Annotated in this window: 8 protein-coding genes; 7 read left to right on the forward strand and 1 reads right to left on the reverse strand. The window is 66.5% G+C overall.

Going from position 1 to position 17,103, the window contains the following annotated elements; translation table 11 throughout:
* Nucleotides 1-334 precede the first annotated feature (334 nt).
* From LG30_RS0108440 to LG30_RS0108470, 7 genes are read left to right on the forward strand one after another with little or no spacing between them, the layout of a single operon-like run.
* Complete coding sequence (locus tag LG30_RS0108440) at nucleotides 335-1,483, forward strand: isochorismate synthase (protein WP_274518498.1); 1,149 nt, start codon at nucleotides 335-337, stop codon at nucleotides 1,481-1,483.
* Entirely contained in the window at nucleotides 1,480-3,147 is a 1,668-nt protein-coding gene (locus LG30_RS0108445; RefSeq protein ID WP_033130265.1) for a (2,3-dihydroxybenzoyl)adenylate synthase, read from the forward strand. The genes LG30_RS0108440 and LG30_RS0108445 overlap by 4 nt, the downstream gene beginning before the upstream one ends.
* A gap of 23 nt (nucleotides 3,148-3,170) precedes the next feature.
* Complete coding sequence (locus tag LG30_RS0108450; RefSeq protein WP_033130266.1) at nucleotides 3,171-4,079, forward strand: isochorismatase family protein; 909 nt, start codon at nucleotides 3,171-3,173, stop codon at nucleotides 4,077-4,079.
* Nucleotides 4,076-7,165, forward strand: coding sequence for an amonabactin biosynthesis non-ribosomal peptide synthetase AmoF (gene amoF, locus LG30_RS0108455; RefSeq protein ID WP_033130267.1), 3,090 nt, complete (start codon nucleotides 4,076-4,078; stop codon nucleotides 7,163-7,165). The genes LG30_RS0108450 and amoF overlap by 4 nt, the downstream gene beginning before the upstream one ends.
* A 17-nt stretch (nucleotides 7,166-7,182) precedes the next feature.
* A complete protein-coding gene (dhbA, locus tag LG30_RS0108460; RefSeq protein WP_033130310.1) occupies nucleotides 7,183-7,932 on the forward strand; it encodes a 2,3-dihydro-2,3-dihydroxybenzoate dehydrogenase in 750 nt (249 codons plus the stop codon).
* 21 nt (nucleotides 7,933-7,953) lie between these two features.
* Entirely contained in the window at nucleotides 7,954-14,250 is a 6,297-nt protein-coding gene (locus tag LG30_RS0108465) for a non-ribosomal peptide synthetase (RefSeq protein ID WP_033130268.1), read from the forward strand.
* On the forward strand, nucleotides 14,247-15,776 hold the full coding sequence (locus tag LG30_RS0108470; protein ID WP_033130269.1) for an amino acid adenylation domain-containing protein: 1,530 nt from the start codon (nucleotides 14,247-14,249) through the stop codon (nucleotides 15,774-15,776). Before LG30_RS0108465 ends, LG30_RS0108470 begins: the two co-directional genes overlap by 4 nt.
* Nucleotides 15,777-15,990: 214 nt before the next feature.
* Here the strand turns inward: LG30_RS0108470 and LG30_RS0108475 are convergent, their stop codons facing one another.
* Nucleotides 15,991-16,932, reverse strand: a complete 942-nt coding sequence (locus tag LG30_RS0108475; protein ID WP_033130270.1) for an ABC transporter substrate-binding protein — start codon at nucleotides 16,930-16,932, stop codon at nucleotides 15,991-15,993.
* Between the last annotated feature and the right edge of the window lie 171 nt (nucleotides 16,933-17,103).

Below are 17,103 nucleotides of genomic sequence, written 5' to 3' on the forward strand. Positions count from 1 at the left end.
AGGGTTCCATCTCGACGGGTGACAACAGGATATGGCGCCATCTTAGGGGCAAAGCGGCGTTGCCGCCAGCTCAGGCCCTTTTATCCCGTTTCTGTCGCATCCCCCATATGGGGATGGCAATTTGTGTTCATTCGAGTAGCACTTCAGGCCCCGGTCACGCCAGGCCAGTGCTGGCCTCATCCCTCCTATATCCACAGATAAGCTCCAGTTTTTGCGCCAAAAAATCCCCTTGACCGGGCTCTTTCGACCCGCGTATTTTACCGCCGCTCAAAAGCAATTGATAACGATTATCATTATGAATCATCTTTGAGGGTCTAGCGTGAATACTCTTGTAATGGAAGATGGTGTCCCTGCCGAGGCCGGATCCCCGCCTGATTTCTTGTTTACCTCGGGCCAGGGCTGCCTTCGTGCCTATGATTTGGGCCAGCCCATCAGCACCCCGGCCAGCGAATGGCCCCTGCTGGAGCGGCAGATAGTCCAGGCCCTGGCGGTGGCGCAGGCCCAAGGCCAGGCCAATCCCCTGCTGGTCGGTGCCTTCGCCTTTGACCCTGCCGAAGCCTCCTGCCTCTATGTGCCCGACCGCTACGAGCGGGGAGAGCGAGTCCCCCCCCAGGCGAGTACCCCCGACACCAATCGGGTGATCTCGGTCAACAGCACGCCCGCCGCTGCCGAATTCAAGGCCTCGGTGAGCTCGGCCCTCGATGCCTTCGCGAAGGGCAGCCTCGCCAAGGTGGTGTTGTCGCGCAAACTCAAGCTGCACCTGAGCAAAGCCGCCGATCCCGAGCAGGTGCTTGCCCGCTTGATGATCCAGAACCCCAACGCCTTCCACTTCTCCTTGCCGCTCGGGCAGGGCCGTCGCCTGCTCGGTGCCAGCCCCGAATTGCTGCTGCGAGTCAATGAAGGCGCCGTCTTCACCCATCCGCTGGCGGGCTCGGCCAAGCGGGGCGGCGAGCCGCAACAGGATGAGGCGGTGGCGCGCAAGCTGCTGGCGTCCCACAAGGATCAGCATGAACACCGCCTGGTGATCGACGAGATCCGCCGGGTGCTGACTCCCCACTGCCGCGAGCTGGCGATCCCCTCGAGCCCGACCCTGATGAGCACGGACACCCTCTGGCATCTGGGCACGCCCATCGCAGGCCAGCTGCACGGCAGCGACGCCTCAGTGCTCTCTCTTGCCTGCCAGCTGCATCCGACCCCGGCCCTGTGCGGTTACCCCACGGATCTGGCGCGCCAGTTCATTCGTGAGCAGGAGCCCTTCCGGCGCGCCCTGTTCAGCGGCATCGTCGGTTGGTGCGACAGTCAGGGCAATGGCGAGTGGGCCGTGGTGATCCGCTGCGGCGTGCTGGATGGTCATCACGTGGAGTTGTTTGCCGGCGCCGGCATAGTCGCGGGTTCGGATCCCGCCATGGAGTGGGCCGAAACCGGCACCAAGCTCGGCACCATGCTAAAAGCGCTGGGCCTGGATCTGGAGGTGGCCCTATGAGCGAGTCCAATCACTTCCTGCCCTACACCCGCTGGCCGACCGAGCTGGCCGAATCGTACCGTGCCAAGGGCTATTGGCGCGGCGAGCCGCTGACCGCCATGCTGGCGCGTCAGTGCGAGGTGACGCCTGATGCGGTCGCCATCCTCTGCGGAGAGCGCAGCATCAGCTATCGCGAGCTCGATGAAGGCGCGACCCGGTTGGCCGAGAGGCTGGCCCGCCATGGCTTCAGGGTCGGCGACACCGCCCTGGTGCAACTGCCCAACGTTGCCGAGTTCTACCTGGTGTTCTTCGCCCTGCTCAAAGTCGGCATAGCGCCGGTCAACGCGCTCTTTAGCCACAACCGGCTGGAGCTTACCGCCTATGCCGAGCAGATAGCCCCCCGGCTCTTTATCGGCTCCACCGCGCATCCGCTCTTCGCCGGCGTGGATCGTGGCGCCGAGCTGCTGGCAGGGATAGGCGCCGAGCTGGTGCTGCTCGATGGCGAGAGCGCAGAGCTGGGCCTGGCCCACTGGTTGGCGGCACGGGATGACATGGGGTTGGCGCCCCTGAGTTATGGCCCTAGCCCGGCGGACGAGGTGGCCTTCTTCCAGCTCTCCGGCGGCAGCACCGGCACCCCCAAGCTCATTCCCCGCACCCACGACGATTACCTGTACAGCGTGCGCCGCAGCAACGAGATCTGCGCCCTGGGGCCCCATACCCGCTACCTCTGCGCCCTGCCGGCACCCCACAACTTCCCCTTAAGCTCTCCCGGGGCGCTGGGGGTGTTCGAGGCGGGCGGCGCCGTGGTGCTGGCGCCGGATCCCGGCCCCATGAGCTGCTTCCCGCTGATCGCCCGTCACGGCGTCAACCTCTGCTCCCTGGTGCCGCCGGCGGTCTCCCTCTGGTTGCAGGCGGCCGAGGCGGACCCGTCCGTGCGCCGCCAGCTCGAGAGCCTGGCCTTGCTGCAAGTGGGCGGTGCCAAGCTGGCCGAGGCGGTGGCCAGCAAGATCACCCCGCTGCTCGGTTGCCAGCTGCAACAGGTGTTTGGCATGGCCGAAGGCCTGGTCAACTACACCCGGCTGGACGATAGCGACGACAAGATAATTCACACCCAGGGCCGCCCCATGTGTCCGGACGACGAGGTGCGGATCCTGGACGAGGAGGGCAACCCGGTGCCCCAGGGGCAAGCCGGCGCTCTGCACACCCGCGGCCCCTACACCTTCCGTGGCTACTACCGGAGCTCGGCCCACAACGCCCGTGTGTTCGATGCCGAGGGCTTCTACTGCTCCGGGGATCTGGTGGTGCAAGACCAGGATGGCTATCTGACCGTGGTGGGCCGGCAGAAGGATCAGATCAACAGAGGCGGCGAGAAGATCGCGGCCGAAGAGGTGGAGAACCAGTTGCTGCACCACCCGGCCATCACCCAGGCGGCCCTGGTCTCCATGCCGGACAGCACCATGGGGGAGAAGAGCTGCGCCTTCATCGTCACCACTGAGCCGGGCCTCAGGGCGCTGACCCTGCGCAAGTTCCTGCGCTCTCGCGGTGTCGCCGAATTCAAGTTGCCGGACAGATTCGAAATCCTCAACGCCCTGCCCATGACGGCGGTGGGCAAGATCGACAAGAAGGGGCTGCGTGAGCGCATCGCGCAATCCGTTGCCGCAAACCAGCCCCAGGCAACAGTTTAAAAACTAAAAGGAATCATGACGTTATGGCTATCCCAACCCTGAACAACTACGCCATGCCCAGCCAATGGAAGGCCAACAAGGTCAGCTGGACTTTGGATCCCAAGCGCGCCGCCCTGCTGATCCACGACATGCAGGAGTATTTCACCGCCTTCTACGGCGAGAACAGCCCCCTGATCACCGCCCTGACCGAGCGTCTGGCCGCGGTACGCAAGCACTGCAAGGCCCTCGGCATCCCGGTCTACTACACCGCCCAGCCCAAGGATCAGGCCCCCGAGGACAGGGCCCTGCTCAACGACATGTGGGGCCCGGGTCTGAACAAGCGCCCCGAGCTGCAGCAGGTGGTGGCCCCCCTGTGCCCCGAGAGCGATGACGTTGTGCTGGTCAAGTGGCGCTACAGCGCCTTCCAGCGCTCCGAGCTCGAGCAAATGCTAAAAGAGCAGGGGCGGGATCAGCTGATCATCGGCGGCATCTACGGCCACATCGGCTGCATGATGACCGCCTGCGACGCCTTCATGCGCGACATCCAGCCCTTCTTCCTGGCGGACGGGGTGGCGGACTTCTCCCTGGCGGATCACCAGATGGCGCTGGACTACGTGGCGACCCGCTGCGGCAAGGTGGTGCCCTGCGAGGAGGTGCTGGCCCTGGTCGTACCGGCTTTCACTTCCGAGACCAATCCGCTGCTCACCTACGAGGGGCTCAAGGCACGGTTGCTGAGCCATATCGACGAGGATGAAGAAGAGTTCGATGCGGACGAGAACCTCATCGACTACGGTCTCGACTCGGTGCGCATCATGTCCCTGCTCACCGAATGGCGCGCCGCCGGGGTGGAGCTCGGCTTCGTGGATCTCGCCAAGACGCCGACCCTGAACGGCTGGTGGCGCCTGATCGACGCCAAGCTGGCCGAGCAAAAAAACCTGGAGGTGGTGCAATGAGCCGCTTCTCCTTGACCATCCCCCAGCAGGGGCTCTGGTCCGGTCATCTGCTCAACGACGACAAGGCGATGTTCAACACCGCCGAGTGCATCGCCTTCGATGGCAAGGTGGACGGCACCGTGCTGGCCGCGGCGCTCGCCCAGGCGGTGGGCGAGTGCGAGGCGCTGCAGGGCCACTTCGATGCGGCCAACGAGCCGGTCTGTTTCGTCTCCCAGCCAGTGCCCCTTGCCTATCGCGAGCTGGTGCTGGAGGGGGGCGACGAGGCCGCCGCCCGCGCCTGGGCCTGGGCGGATCTACGCCGCCCGTTCGAGTTGACCCGCGAGCCTCCCTGCCGCTTCGCCCTGCTGCGCGGCGTGGAGCGGGATTACCTCTACAGCTGCGTGCACCACATCGCCCTGGACGGTTTCGGCACCACCCTGCTGTTCCAGCGCATCGCCGAGCTCTATGGTGAGGGGCTGGCCGGGGTGGTGAATTCACCGTCCCCGTTCGGCCTGCTCGATGAGGTGCTGGCCGAGGAGCTGACCCGAGAGGAGAGCGGCAAGAACGCCGCCGCCCGCACCTTCTGGCAGGCGCAGTTGCAAGGCTGGCCCGAGGTGAAATCCTTCAGCGAAGCCCGCGCGCCCATCGCCGCCGAGTTCATCCGTGAGAGCCGCCCGTTGCCCGCCGACCTGTGGCAGACCCTGGTGCGCTTTGCCGATGACAACAAGCTGGGCTGGCCGGATCTGCTGCTGGCCGGTCTCTCGGCCCAGTTGTCCCTGGCCAGCGGTCAGAGCCAGACCCTGCTGGGCCTGATGATGATGAACCGCATCGGCTCGGCTTCCCTCACCGTGCCCTGCATGCAGATGAACATCACTCCCCTGGCGCTGGCGCTCGAAGAGGGGCTGGATCTGATGGGGGCCGCTGGCGCCGTGGCCAAGGCCAAGCGCGGGGTGCGCAAGCATCAGTACTATCGCTACGAGCTGCTGCGCCGTGACCTTGGGCTGGTGGGGGGTGACAAGCGGCTGTTCGGTCCCCTGGTCAATATCATGCCCTTCGATCACGCCCGCCGCTTCGGACCCCTCAGTGCCCATATCCTCAACATCAGCGCCGGCCCGGTGGAGGATCTCACCATCGAGGTGCAGGTCGGCGCCGATGGCCAGCCACGCCTGGATCTGGACGCCAACCCTGGCTGCTACCAGCAGGGGGCTCTGGCGGCCATCGCCGATACCCTGTTTGCCCTGCTGGGCCGCTGGCTCGCCGAGCCCGCCCTGACTCTGGGAAGCCTCAAGGCCGACTGGCTGGCCGAGCAGCGGCTGGCTGCGCTGATCACTGGCCCTGACAATGAAGTGATCAAGGTGCGCCCTGTGCTGGATGCGCTCTGCCACTTCGCGGCCCAGACCCCGCACAAGATTGCTCTGATACAAGGGGAGAGCCGCTTCAGCTACGAGGCGCTGCTGGCGCGCAGCGAGCAGATGGCCTCGGCCTTGCAAGCCGCCGGTGTGCAGCCAGGGGACAGAGTCGGCGTCATGCTGGCGCGCAGCCCCCAGGCCATCTTCGCCCAGCTGGCGGTGCTCCTGGCGGGCGCCGTCTATGTGCCGCTGGATCCCGAGCAGCCCCTGGAGCGCCAGGGCCACATACTGCGTCTGGGGGAGGTGAAGACCCTGATCACCCAGGCGGAATATCGCCACAAGCTGGCCAGCCTGTTCGAGGGCCGCACCCTGCTGGCGGGGGATCTGGTGAGCGAGAACCGCCTCTGTCAGCCGACCAGCGGCGCTGCGGTGGCCTACCTGATGTTCACCTCCGGCTCGACCGGCCTGCCCAAGGGGGTGGCGGTCAGTCATGGGGCGCTGGATCACTTCGCCGCTGCCGCCCGCTGCCGCTATCACCTGAACGAGGGCGCGCGGATGCTGCAATTTGCCCCCTTCAATTTCGACGCCAGCATAGAGGAGGTGTTCGCCACCCTGAGCGCCGGTGCCACCCTGGTGCTGCGCACCGACGCCCTGCTCGAATCCATCCCCGCCTTCGTGGCCGGAGTGGAGGAGATGGGGATCACCCACCTCGATCTGCCCACCGCGTTCTGGAACGAGTGGGTGGTGGCGCTGACGGCGGGCCAGGCCCACATTCCGGCCAATCTGGCCACCGTCATCATAGGCGGCGAGGCGGTATACCCCGAGCAGCTTGCCCAGTGGCAGCGTCAGGGACGCGCCGATCTGCGCCTGTTCAATACCTATGGCCCCACCGAGACCACTGTGGTGGTCACCACTCAGGAGCTGCAAGGGGAAGACCCGGCGCAGGCCCAGCTGCCCATCGGCCTGCCGCTGCCTGGCATGCAGGCGCTGATCCTGGGGGCGGGGGAACAACCCGCCGAGGAGGGGGAGCTGGTGCTGCTCGGCCCGCAACTCGCCAACGGTTATGTGGGGGGCGTGCAAGGCAGCTTTGGCACCCTGCGGGTCGGGGAGCTGGATCTGGCCGTCTATCGCACCGGCGATCGGGTGCGCTGGGTGGCCGGTCGTCTGGTCTATCTGGGCCGGCGTGACAACGAGTTCAAGATCAGCGGCTATCGCATCCAGCCCGGCGAGGTGGAGGCCCAGTTGCTGGCGCTGCCCGGGGTGGATGAGGCCTGCGTGCAGGGGGTGAGCATCGGCAATGTGCGCCGGCTGGTGGCCTTTGTGGCGGGGCCGGAGCGCGACAGCCGGGTCATCAAGGCGCAGCTCGCCAAGGTGCTGCCCGCCGCCATGATCCCCACCGACTATCGCCACCACGATCAGCTGCCCCGCACCGGCTCCAACAAGCTGGATCGCAAGGGGCTGCTGGCCCAATACCAGGCGGGTGGGGAAGCCCTGACCCTCGGCAGCGAGACCGAGAACAGGGTCGGCGCCATCTGGCAGCAGATCCTGGGGCTGGCCACCATGGGGCCGGCGGACAACTTCTTCGAGCTGGGGGGCCAGTCCCTGCAGACCATACAGATAGTGAACCGGCTCGGCGCCGAGTTCGGGGTGCAGGTGAAGGTCTCCGATGTGTTCGATCATCCCCGTCTGGACGACTTCTGCCGTTTCCTCGACGGCAAGCTGACCGAAGACGAAGAGAGCGTGGAGATGGTCTGGTAATGAAAGGCGAACAGATGATGAACGTTGATTTCAGTGGCAAGCGGGTCTGGGTGACCGGGGCCGGACGTGGCATAGGGTATGAGGTGGCACAGCAGTTCGTGGCCGCTGGCGCCGAGGTGATAGGGCTGGATCAGGCCTTCCCCCATGCAGATTACCCCTTCGCCACCCGGCTGCTCGACATTCGTGACTCGGGGGCGGTGAATGCTTGCTGCGCGGAGCTGCTGGCGGATGGCGGGCTGGATGTGCTGGTGAACGGGGCCGGTGTGTTGCGCCTCGGCCCCACCGAGAGCTTGAGCGACCAGGATTGGGATGACTGCATGGCGGTCAATGCCAGCGGCGTCTTCTACCTGTTGCGGGCCCTGGTGCCCCATTTCAAGGCACAGCAGCGCGGCGCCATCGTCACCATAGGCTCCAACGCGGCCCATGTGCCGCGCATGCAGATGGCGGCCTACTGCGCCTCCAAGGCGGCGGTCACCAGCCTGACCCAGACGGTCGGGCTGGAGTTGGCCCCCTTCGGCGTGCGGGTCAACCTAGTGTCACCGGGCTCGACGGATACCGAGATGCTGCGCGGCATGTTGCCCGATGAGGGGGCCATGGTCCGCACCATAGCGGGGCTGCCGGCCCAGTTCAAACTCGGCATACCGCTCAACAAGATCGCCACCCCTCGCGAGATTGCCAATACCGTCCTCTTCCTGGCCTCAGACCTGGCCAGCCACATCACGCTGCAGGATCTGGTTGTCGACGGCGGCGCCACCCTGAGCGCCTGATCCAAGAGGCTGAGATAACTTATGAACAACATGATTGCGTTGCTCCAGCAGATGGAGCGCCAGGGAGTCAAGCTGGCCCTGAACGACAAGGGTCAGCTCATCTCCCAGTCGAGCAAGGAGGCGGTGACCCCCGCCATCGGCACCCTCATCAAGGCGCACAAGGATGAACTGGTGCGCTGCCTCGGCGCTCGCGCCGCCTTCGAGGCCCCCATCCTTGCCCAGGGTGCCCTGCAGGGGCCGCTCTCCTCCTCCCAGAGCGGGCTCTGGTTTATCGAGCAGTACGAGGAGGCCTCCCACCTCTACAACATGCCGGTCTATTTTCGGGTCAGGGGCGAGCTGGACACGGCCGCGCTGGAATTTGCCTTCGATCACCTGTTCGCCCGCCACCCCAGCATGCGCACCCGTTTCGTCAAGGACGAGGCGGGCAGGGGGGCCCAGGAGATCCTGCCCCATGTTCACTTCAAGCTGCAGATAGAGGATGTGAGTGCCGCGTCCAATGCCGAGCGCGAAGCCTACGTGGCCAGGCGGGTGCGCGAAGAGATAGGCCGCCCCTTCTCCCTGACCAAAGGGGACTTGAGCCGGGTGCACCTTATCCGGATCGGCCGCCATGAGCATGTGCTGCTCATCACCCAGCACCACATCATCTCCGATGGCTGGTCGGTCAAGAACATGTTCGCGGACTTGAAGCGTGCCTTCCTGGCCCATCAGAACCGCGCGCCCTTGAGCGTGGCCGAGCTGCCGCTCAACTACCTCGACTACGCCCACTGGTTCAACTCCGCGCGCTTCCTCGATTACCACGCCGAGTTCAAGCCGTTCTGGGTGGACCGCCTGGGCGGAAGCCCCGAGGTGCACGGCCTGCCGCTCGACAAACCGCGCCCGGCCCATCAGGCCAGCGGCGGTGAACTGGTATTCTCCACCATAGACAACGCCCTGTGGGACAGCTTCAAGCGGCTGTGCCAGCGTCACAGCACCTCCAACTTCATCGGCCTGCACGCCCTGTTCGCCCTGCTGATGGTGCGCCAGAGCGGGGAGAAGGAGGTGGTCATCGGCACCCCGCTCGCCTATCGCGAGCGCCACGAGATAGAGTCCCTGGTGGGCTTCTTCGTCAATACCCTGGTGCTGCGCACCCGGCTGGAGGGGCGGCCGAGCTTCGTCGACTACCTGCAACAGTGCCGGGAGGAAGATCTCGCTGCCTTTGACCATCAACTCTATCGATTCGAGGCGCTGGCCGAGGCTATAGGAGCGGATCGCACTACCGCCATCAACCCCATCTTCCAGATCATGCTGGTGTATCAGGCCAAGGTGGATTTCAACGATCTCATCCCCGGTTGCCAGCTGGTGGAGGAGACCTCCCCCGTGCTGCCCGCCAAGACCGACATCTCGGTCAAGGTGACCGAGTTGATGGACTCGGTGCGGGTGGACTGGCTGTTTGCCACCGCCCTGTTCGAGCGTGAGACCATCCAGGCTTACGCCGATCGCCTGCTGCACCTGATGCGCGCCGTGGTGGCCGCCCCCGAGACGGATATCTGGCAGCTGCCGCTGGAAGCGGGGATGGATGAGGCCGCGCTGGCCGCCGAGCTGGCCAGCCTGCCGAGCGACTACCCGAGCCGGGAGACCCTGCTCTGCCAGTTCGAACGCCAGGCGGCCACTCATCCTGCAGCCTTGGCGGTGACCGACGGCGAGGGTGCCCTGAGCTACGGCGAGCTGGAGGCGCGCGCCAACCGGCTGGCCCACTGGCTGCAATCCTGCGGCGTGAAGCCGGGCGCCGCCATCGGCATCCAGGCCAGACGGGATGTGGCTTTCGTGGTCGCCCTGCTTGCCTGCTGGAAGGCGGGGGCGGCCTATGTGCCGCTCGATCCCGCCTATCCCGCCGAGCGGCTGGCCCATATCCTGAGCAACGCCGCCATCAAGCTAGTGCTGGGGGGCGCGCCGGACGCACGGCTCGCCGAGGCGCTGGTGGGCGCGACTGCTGAGTATCACGACCTGCACGGACTTGCTCTGGATGAGATGCCGAGCAGCACTCCTGCCATCCCCCGGGACGCCGCCATGCTGGCCCAGATCATCTACACCTCCGGCAGCACCGGTCTGCCCAAGGGGGTCATGGTGGAGCAGGGCAGCCTGGTCAATCTGATGGCCGATCATGCAGAGCGTATCGAACTCGATCGGAGCGGCACCATGTTCAACTGCATGTCCCTGTCGTTCGATGCAGGCAACATGACGGCCTTGCTGCCGCTCTCTTGCGGCGCGGCTCTGCACTTCGGTGAGCCGGGGGAGGGGGTGATCGCCGCCGCCATGGCCAAGGGCGCCAGCCACATGATCTTGCCGACCGCCCTGCTGGCCAACCTGCTGCCGCCGGCGGATCTCGGATCCCTCAAGGCCATCGGCTTTGGCGGCGAAGCCTGTCCCAGCTCCCTGGTGGATCGTTGGGGCAACCGGGTCGCACTCTATAACATGTACGGCCCGACCGAGTGCACCGTCACCGCGCTCTGCGCGCGGCTCATGCCGGGTCAGCCCATCACCATAGGCCGGCCCATCAACAACCTGAAGGCGCTGATCCTGGACGAGGCGGGCAACCCCTGCCCGGTGGGTGTGCCGGGTGAGCTCTGCCTGGCCGGCCTCGGGCTGGCTCGTGGCTACCTCAACCTGCCGGAGCGCACCCAGGAGGCCTTCGTCGAGCTCAGGTTTGATGACAGCGGCGATGGCCGCACTTATCGCCTCTATCGCACCGGGGACAGGGCGTTGCGGCGTCGCGATGGCAACATCCAGTATCTGGGCCGGCTTGACGAGCAGATCAAGCTGCGGGGCTATCGCATCGAGCCTGGCGAGATAGAGACCCAGATTGCCGCGCTCGAGCCGGCCATTCGCCAGATCAAGGTGGTGGTGCAAGAGGGCCGCCTGCTCGCTTACGCCAGCCTGCAAGCTGGCGCGACCGAGCCGGACGCCGAGGCCCTGCTGCAACGGGCCGGCGAACAGCTGCCCGAATACATGGTGCCGGTACGACTCTGTTGGCTGCCCGAGATGCCGCTCACCCCCAACGGCAAGCTGGACCTGCGCCGCCTGCCCGCCATCAGCTGGCAGGAGAGCAAGGCCGGGCCACAGAGCGAGCTGGAGCAAACCGTGCTCGCCATCTGGCAGGGGGTGCTGAAACAGCCCCTCGGGGTGGAGGATGACTTCTTCCGCCTAGGCGGCGATTCCATCCTCAGCATCCAGCTCACCACCCGGCTGCGGGACGCCGGCCTGCACTGCAGCGTGAAAGACGTGTTCGAGGCCAAGACGGTGCGCCGTCTCTGCCGCCAGCTCGGTCAGCAGCAGGCCGTCAGCCACCAGACTGAGCAGGGGATCCTGGAAGGGGAATTCCCCCTGCACCCCATTCAGCACTGGTTCTTCGAGCAGGGCTTCGCCAAGCCCGGCCACTGGAATCAGGGGGTGATACTGCGCCTGCCCGCCGGCATCGACGACGCCGCCCTGAGCGGTTGGATGAGCGCCCTGCTCGGTCACCACGACGCCCTGCGCCTCGCGGTCACCCCGGCCGGTCAGCACTATCTGCCCGAACTGGCGCTGCCGTCTCTGCAAAGGCTGGACGCGGCCGGGCTGGACGAGGCCGAGTTGCAGGCCCGGCTGACCCAGTGGCAGGGGGAGCTTGCGCCCGAGCGCGGCCAGACCCTGGCCTGGGCCCGGCTGCGCAATCTCGCGAGCGAGGCGGATGCCGAGCCTGTGGAGGGGCTCTTTATCGCCTTCCACCATCTGGTCATCGATGCCGTCTCCTGGCGCATCCTGGCCGAGGATCTGGCCCGCCTCGCCGAGGGCCGACCCTTGCCGGGCAAGGGCAGCAGCTACCGCCAGTGGGGTGAGGGGCTTGCCGCTTATGCGGCCCGCGAAGCCGCGCAGCTCGCATTCTGGTTGGGGCAGGGGGAAGGCTGCGAGCAAGCCTTGCTGGAGGCGCAGCGCGCCCCCGATGGCCGCGCCGCCGCCAGCCTGTTGCGTCTGGATGAGCAGACCACGGCCCGCCTCATAGACCCGGCCAATCAGGCCCATCTCACTCAGGTGCCGGATCTGCTGCTGGCGGCCCTGACCCGCACCCTGAGCGAGCTCGGTTACGGCGCCAAGCAGTGCGTGATGCTGGAAGGGCACGGCCGTGAAGCAATCGATGCTGAAGGCATTGATTCTGACACCAGAGCCCCGCAACTGGATGTGAGCCGCACCCTGGGCTGGTTCACCAGCACCTATCCGCTGGCGCTGGCCGATAGCGCGTCCTGGAGCGATCTCGTCTGTGACACCAAGGAGCGGCTGCGGGCCGTGCCGGACAAGGGGGTGGGCTTCAACGCCCTGCGCCTGCACCATCCCCGTGGTCAGGCGTTGCCTCACTCCAATATCGTTTTCAACTACCTGGGGGTCTCCCACAGGGGCACCCCGGCCCCCTGGCAGCCGCTGCCGGTGGCGCCGGGCCAACCCTCGGCACCACAGAACTTGCCGCGCGAGCTCATCAGCCTGCACGGCGGCGTCTACGGCGGTTGCCTCACCCTGCGCCAGGTCGGCGCCCTCAACCAGCAGGCGAGCGACGCCCTGATGACGGCCCTCGCGGCCAACATAGAGGCCCTGGTGAACGCCTGCTGCGCGCAAGCCAAGCCGCGCCGCACCCCGAGCGACGTCCCGGGTCTGGCGCTCTCCCAGCCAGCCCTGGACAGGGTGCTGGACGAGGCACTGGCGGGCGGCGAGGTGGAGACCCTGCTGCCCATGACCTCATTGCAGCAGAGCATGCTCTATCACAGGGCATTGGCGCCCCGTGATACGGCCTATCACCTGCAGACCGAGATAAGCTATCGGCAAAACCTGGATGTGGCAGCCTATTGCGCTGCCTGGCAGGCCCAGCTCGCCCGCTGGCCCGTGCTCAGAGCCGCCCTGCTGATGGAGGAGGGGGTGGCGTTGCAGCGCATACTGCGCCACGCCGAGTTGCCGTTCCACCATGAGGACTTGTCCGGCGTGGCGGGGGCGGACGCCCGCATCGAGGCCTATCGTCAGCAGGATCTGGCCCATCCCATTGCGCTGGACAAGGCGCCGCTGCTGCGGATCGCCTGCTTCACACTGGCCCCCGATCACCACAAGGTGATCCTGAGCGCTCATCACGCCGTGCTCGATGGCTGGAGCGGCCCCGTGCTGCTGGGCTCCCTGCATCGGCATTATCAGCAGTCAATGACACAAGGGAAGGCGCCCGAGGTGACACCGGATACCGCCTGGCTCGCCTTCGGTCGCCATATCGCCAGCGAAACGGCCAGCAGCACCGCCTACTGGCAGGGACGTGCCGAGCTGCTGGCCAAGCCCAACGATCTCTCGTGCCTGTTCGGGGTGGCGCTGGAGCCACACCTGACCCAGCACAGACCAGAAGTCTGTGGCGAGACGCTGGCGCCGGCCCTGTCCGGGCAACTGGAGGCCCGGGCCCGGGCGCTCGGGGTGACCGCCGGTCTGCTGGCCCAATACGCCTGGCATCGGCTGCTCGCCCGCCAGTGCGGCGACGCGATAACCCTGGTGGGCAACGTGACCCCGGGCCGGGACTTCCCCATCGAGGGGATCACCCAGAGCGTCGGGCTCTACATCAACAGCCTGCCGCTCGCCCTGGATTGGCGAACAGAGGCGACCCTCGAGCAACATATCGCCTTGCTGCAGCGGGACTCGCTGGCGCTCAATCAGCACGGCACCCAGTCCCTGGCAGCCCTGACCCGGGGTGGCCCGCGCCTGTTCCAGAGCCTGTTCGTGTTCGAGAACTACCCCATGCCGGCGCGGCCCGAGACGCCGGAGCCCCATCAGCTGATGCCGCAGTTTGGCGCCGTGGTGGAGAAGGTGGAGCTGCCCTTGTCGCTCGTGGTCAACGCCCGTGGCGGCCAGCTTAACCTGCGCCTCGAATACGACGGCGAGCTGATAGCGCGGGAAGGGGCACAGAGGGTATTGGCGCAGTGGCTGGCGGAGTTGGCGTGGCTGGCGCAGGCCCCCCTGACCGAGCCTGCCCGCCTGGTGGGGGTGGACAGGATCCAGGCCCCCGCGCCGGTTCAGATCCCAGCAGGACAGGAGGCGTGTCCCGTCCATACTGACGCCCGCCGCCTGTTGGCCCTGTGGCAGCAGCACTGTGGTGAAACCGCGCGCTGGCAGCAGCCGCTGGCAGCGCTCGGGGCAGACTCGGTGCAACAGCTCGCCCTGCTGGCGGCCCTCAATCAAGCGTTCGCCGGGGATCACCGCCCGCTGACGCTGCGGGATCTCAAGGTGCACGGGGCGCCTTGTGCCCTCTACCATCACTGGCTGGAACGGCTGCCCGAGGAGGTGCTATGACGGTGTTGACTCCTGATGCAGTAAAAGAGGCGGGGGTCACCCCGTCCCATTCCCCGCAGCGGGCGGGGCTGAGTGCCCGGCTGGCCGGGTTGCTCGGCGGCACGCCGCTGGCCCCCGCCATCGGCATGGAGGGTCATTGGCTCACCTACGCAGATCTGCAACGTCGGGTCGATCAGATCGCCGCTAGCCTGCAAGGGTTGGCGGTGGGGGAGCGGGTCGGTCTCTATCTGGATCGCACGCCGGATCTGGTGGCCAGCCTGCTCGCCTGTCTGCGCCTTGGGCTCTGCTTCGTGCCGCTCGAGCCGGATTTCCCGGTGGAGCGCCTGCAGGGCATCGCTCGTCAGGCGCGGCTGTCGGCGGTGATCTGCGACCGTGGGCAATCTGTGCCGGACTTTGGCTGCCCGCTGCGGGCCCTCGCCGAGCTGGCTGACTCCGGCCTTGTGCGAAGGGAGGCGGCTTCCTGTCCCCAGGTGGACGATGCCCTGGCGGCCTACATGATGTTCACCTCGGGCTCCACCGGCGAGCCCAAGGGGGTGGTCATCAGTCGGCGCGCCCTGCTCTGCTTCCTCGACGGGATCCGCGAGCGGTTGGGTCTGACCCCGGCTTGCCACTGGCTCTTTATCACCACCCCGGCCTTCGACATCTCATTGCTGGAGATGCTGGGGCCGCTCTGGAGCGGTGGCCGCCTGACGGTGGCGGGCAATCGGCACAACAAGGATCCCCTGGGGATGCTGGCGCTGCTGGCGGCGGACGCCTCCATCAACTGGCTGCAGGCGACCCCGGCCTGTTGGCGCATGCTGCTCAAGGCGGGCTGGCAGGGATGCGAGCGCCTCACCGCCCTGTGCGGCGGCGAGGCGCTGGATCTGGGGCTCGCCGAGCAGCTGTGCGGCCGCACCCAGCGGCTGTGGAACTGTTACGGTCCGACCGAGGCCACCGTCTGGTCCCTGGTGAGCGAGGTGCGCATGCCGCCGGTCGGGGGGCGCATCACCGTTGGCCACAGCCTGCCGGGCTACCGGCACTGGGTGCTGGACGCCGAGGGGCTGCCGGTGGCAGAGGGGGAGGAGGGAGAGCTCTGCATCGAGAGCCCGGCCCTGTGCGAGGGTTACTGGCGCAAACCGGCCCTCACCGCGGCGGCCTTCCTGCGCCTCGGCACCCATCGCCTCTATCGCACCGGCGATCGGGTGCGCAGGCTCGGCAGCGACAGCTTCCTCTACCTGGGGCGGCGCGATGACCAGATAAAATTGCGCGGTTTTCGCATCGAGTTGGGGGAGGTGGAGGCCGGCCTTCGCGGCCAGCCCGGGGTGCAGGAGGCGGCGGTGCGGCTGGTCGGCGAGGGGGACGAGGCCATGCTGGTGGGCTATGTGGAGGCCAAGGCCGGGATAACCCTGAACCGGCTGGCCCTGCGCAAGGGCTTGCAGGCCAGCCTGCCTCACTACATGGTGCCGGCCCGCCTCATCCTGCTGGATGCCCTGCCCAAGACCGGCAGCGGGAAATTGGATAGAAAGGCGTTGCCACTGCCGGAGTGAGCCGTGGTGAAATAGTAAACTGCCAAGACTGGATTTAGTCGTCTATTTATGCTTTTAAACTCAAGATAATTGGTGAGTTGTCGTCTTGGGGCTTGTCCCGCTCTCGACAGGCCGGATCCCGCCAAGGGGTCTTATCCCCGCTGGTAGGTACCTAGCCCCACCAGACAATCAAAAGCCCGCATGATGCGGGCTTTTTTATTCCTGTGTGACGGTATTAGCGGGTGATGGGGGCCGCATCCGGCTTGGCTAGCAGCTGCTCCACATCGTCGATCACCCGCAGGGCCGCCTGGGGGCCGCCGGTGGAGGTCCAGAGCGACCCGTCCACGGCGCCGAAGCGCTTGCCTTTGATGGCGCTCAGTTGCTGGAAGGCCGGGGTCTGTTCGGCCTGCTGCATGGCATCTACCGCATCGCCGCTGGTGCTCAGGGTGCCGATCACCAGCCAGTCACCGTCCAGCAGGTTGAGGGACTCGAGACTCAGGGCCGGGGAGTGGGGGCTCTTGTCGCCGAGCTGGTGGGCCGGTCGGGCCAGGCCCATCTCCTGCACCACGCTGCTGGCGAAGGTGCCGCCGTGCATGTAGCTCGGCCCCTTGGGGTTCCAGCGCACTATGCTGATCTGCTCCCCCTGATGCTTGGCCAGTTGGGTGCGCGCCTCCTGCAGGCGGGCGTCATATTGGGCGAGGAAGGCCTTGCCCTCGGCCTCCTTGTTCATCACCAGGGCGCTGCGCTGGAACACCAGCTTCCAGGGCTCGCCCCAGTTGCCGGTGACCACGGTCGGCGCTATCTCTTTGAGCAGGGCCAGCAGCTCGGGCTTGGTCTGGCCGGTCAGGATGAGATCCGGCTCGAGATCGATGAGTTTCTCCAGGTTCGGATTGTCCAGATCCCCGACCACGGCGATCTCCTTGCCCGCCTTGTCCAGCAGGTAGCGGGGCAGGGTGGCCTGGCCACGACCGTTGACGGTGCCGACCGGCTGCACGCCCAGGGTCAGGGCGCTGTCCAGATCCAGCTCGCTCAGCACCACTATGCGCTTGGGAGCGTCGGGAACGGCTTGGGACTGGCCGTTGGCATCGAGGATCTGACGGGTGCCGGCCTGAGCCTGGAAGCCAACCAGGCTCGCCAGCATCAAGGCGGCGGCGGCCAGGGGGGAGGAGATCTTCATGGTTACATCCTTATGGGTGAAATCGGCGGGCACCCTGGCGGCTCTGTCTATCGACCAGGGGGCACTCTCTTTGTTCGGCCCCAAATGGGCGGGAACATGCTACCACAGGAGCGATTGAGAAACGTTGTCATTTGTATTTGTGGCATGTTCCGGGTTGGCTTTGGTACCATC

Origin of the sequence: Aeromonas aquatica, from assembly GCF_000764655.1 — a bacterium.
GTDB lineage: Bacteria > Pseudomonadota > Gammaproteobacteria > Enterobacterales > Aeromonadaceae > Aeromonas > Aeromonas aquatica.

Coding starts and splice junctions, on each gene's coding strand:
- LG30_RS0108440 (WP_274518498.1), top strand. CDS start 335: ATGGAAGATGGTGTCCCTGCCGAGGCCGGATCCCCGCCTGATTTCTTG.
- LG30_RS0108445 (WP_033130265.1), top strand. CDS start 1,480: ATGAGCGAGTCCAATCACTTCCTGCCCTACACCCGCTGGCCGACCGAG.
- LG30_RS0108450 (WP_033130266.1), top strand. CDS start 3,171: ATGGCTATCCCAACCCTGAACAACTACGCCATGCCCAGCCAATGGAAG.
- amoF (WP_033130267.1), top strand. CDS start 4,076: ATGAGCCGCTTCTCCTTGACCATCCCCCAGCAGGGGCTCTGGTCCGGT.
- dhbA (WP_033130310.1), top strand. CDS start 7,183: ATGAACGTTGATTTCAGTGGCAAGCGGGTCTGGGTGACCGGGGCCGGA.
- LG30_RS0108465 (WP_033130268.1), top strand. CDS start 7,954: ATGAACAACATGATTGCGTTGCTCCAGCAGATGGAGCGCCAGGGAGTC.
- LG30_RS0108470 (WP_033130269.1), top strand. CDS start 14,247: ATGACGGTGTTGACTCCTGATGCAGTAAAAGAGGCGGGGGTCACCCCG.
- LG30_RS0108475 (WP_033130270.1), bottom strand. CDS start 16,932: ATGAAGATCTCCTCCCCCCTGGCCGCCGCCGCCTTGATGCTGGCGAGC.